The organism is Vibrio sp. 10N.261.52.A1 (genome assembly GCF_002876325.1).
Classification (GTDB): Bacteria; Pseudomonadota; Gammaproteobacteria; order Enterobacterales; family Vibrionaceae; genus Vibrio; species Vibrio chagasii.
In genome coordinates, this window is sequence record NZ_MCYD01000134.1 from 1 (window position 1) to 1,898 (window position 1,898).

General features: G+C 44.6%; 3 protein-coding genes. All 3 read left to right on the plus strand.

Going from position 1 to position 1,898, the window contains the following annotated elements:
• On the plus strand, nt 1-384 hold a 384-nt coding region (locus BCT81_RS01860), incomplete at its 5' end, for a carboxymuconolactone decarboxylase family protein (protein WP_102423094.1).
• 82 nt (nt 385-466) lie between these two features.
• Nucleotides 467-1,123 carry a DsbA family oxidoreductase gene (locus tag BCT81_RS01865; protein WP_006962699.1) on the plus strand — a complete coding sequence of 219 codons (657 nt, stop codon included), beginning with the start codon at nt 467-469 and terminating at the stop codon, nt 1,121-1,123.
• A gap of 139 nt (nt 1,124-1,262) precedes the next feature.
• A complete protein-coding gene (locus BCT81_RS01870) occupies nt 1,263-1,802 on the plus strand; it encodes a peroxiredoxin family protein (protein ID WP_045065341.1) in 540 nt (179 codons plus the stop codon).
• Nucleotides 1,803-1,898: the final 96 nt, after the last annotated feature.

Consider the following 1,898-nt stretch of genomic DNA (forward strand, 5'->3'; position numbering starts at 1 on the left):
AGCCCGCTAGAGCAGCAGGTAGTCTTCATGACAGCAAACTTTGAGAACAACTGTCACTACTGCGTTCCAGGGCATACATGGATGATGAAAGCAGGCAAAATGCCAGATGAAGTGATTGAAGCGCTGCGCGAAGGTACTACAGTTCCTGATGTGAAGCTACAAGCGTTGCATGATTTTACCAAAGAGCTACTTGATAATCGCGGACATATTGGTGATGAAAGACTGCAAGACTTCCTAGATGCAGGTTTCACCAAACGTCAAGCACTTGAAGTACTTACGGGGTTGTCTGCGAAGCTTATCTCAAACTTCACAAACGCAATCGCACATACTGAACCAGATGCGCCATTCCAAAAATATGCTTGGACGCATCCTAGCGAGCGCTAATCTAAACCTACAGTAATTAATCTAACACCATTCAAGGCACTGTTTGCGTAACGCCAACAGTGCTTTCTAATAAGGAATCATCATGAGTAATATGATTAAACTCGACATTATTAGTGATGTCGTTTGCCCTTGGTGCATTATTGGTTACAACCACTTACAAGCCGCTATTAAAGAGCTTGGCATTGAAGACCGCATCGAGATTGAATGGCAACCTTTTGAGCTCAATCCGGATATGCCTGCTGAGGGAGAAAACCTTCGTCAGCACGTTGCACGTAAATATGGCAGTAGCGTAGAGGAAAGTAAAAACGCGCGTATTCGTATCGCCAGCATTGGCGCGGAGCATGGCTTCAAGTTTAACTACTTTGATGACATGAAGATGGTGAACACATTTGACGCACACCTTCTGCTTGATTACGCCAAGAGTTTGGGCAAGCAGACTGAACTAAAAATGCGTTTATTTACCGCATTTTTCAGTGAGCAGAAAGACGTCTCTGACCGCGAGATTCTCAAGCAAGAGCTAATCTTTGTAGGCCTTGACCCTGAAGAAGGAATGCGCTGGCTAAATGATGCGGAGCAACGTAGTGCGATACGTAACGCAGAGAAACAATGGCAGCAAATGGGTGTTTCAAGTGTGCCAACGGTCGTCTTCAACCGTGAGTCTGGCGTTTCTGGGGCGCACCCAGTTGAAGGTTATAAACAAATCCTATCTGAACTGATGGCTAAGGCGGATGCAGAATAATGCTTTGCCGTTTTCATCCAGACGAGGTAGACATTCTCACGCCCATAACTAGGTTACTAAAAGTATACCAGTTGCAACTGGTTTCCTAGTGGCTTATCTTTTTATCTACTTAGTTGTAAACCCAATTCAAGGAGTCGAGATGACATACTCACAGAAACTCAAAGCCGGTGACACTTTCCCTACATTAGAAGCCACAACCTTGGATGGGACCAAAGTTACGCTAGGTCAGCCTCAAGGTGATGCAACATGGCAAGCGGTGTTTATCTATCGTGGTAAGCATTGCCCGCTTTGCACCAAATACCTTAACGAAATTGAGACCTACAAACAGGCCTTTAGCGATGCAGGCGTTGATATTTTGGCTGTCTCTGGCGATTCAAAACAACAATTAGAGCAACATCTAGAAAAGCTCGATATCAGTTTCCCGATTGCTTATGGTCTAAGTGAGCAACAAATGAAGACGTTAGGGCTTTATATTTCTCTACCGCGTTCTGAAGCAGAAACGGACCATAACTTTGCAGAGCCAGGGCTATTTGTCGTCAATGAGCACGGCAATGTCCATGTCGTTGATCTATCAAACAACCCATTTGTAAGACCAGAGCTTGGTGCATTAACTCGCGGTTTAGCCTGGATTCGCGATCCAAACAACCATTACCCAATCCGAGGTACGCTAGACTACTAAGTCTCAAGCTTCAAAAGGCAAGAATGAAAAAGGCAACCTCGTAACAGGTTGCCTTGTTTATATCGGTTGTCTTGTTTATATAAATAGTTCAGGGAT

Excerpts from the sequence above, each read along its gene's own strand:
- BCT81_RS01870 (WP_045065341.1), top strand. The coding sequence starts at position 1,263 with ATGACATACTCACAGAAACTCAAAGCCGGTGACACTTTCCCTACATTA.
- BCT81_RS01865 (WP_006962699.1), top strand. The coding sequence starts at position 467 with ATGAGTAATATGATTAAACTCGACATTATTAGTGATGTCGTTTGCCCT.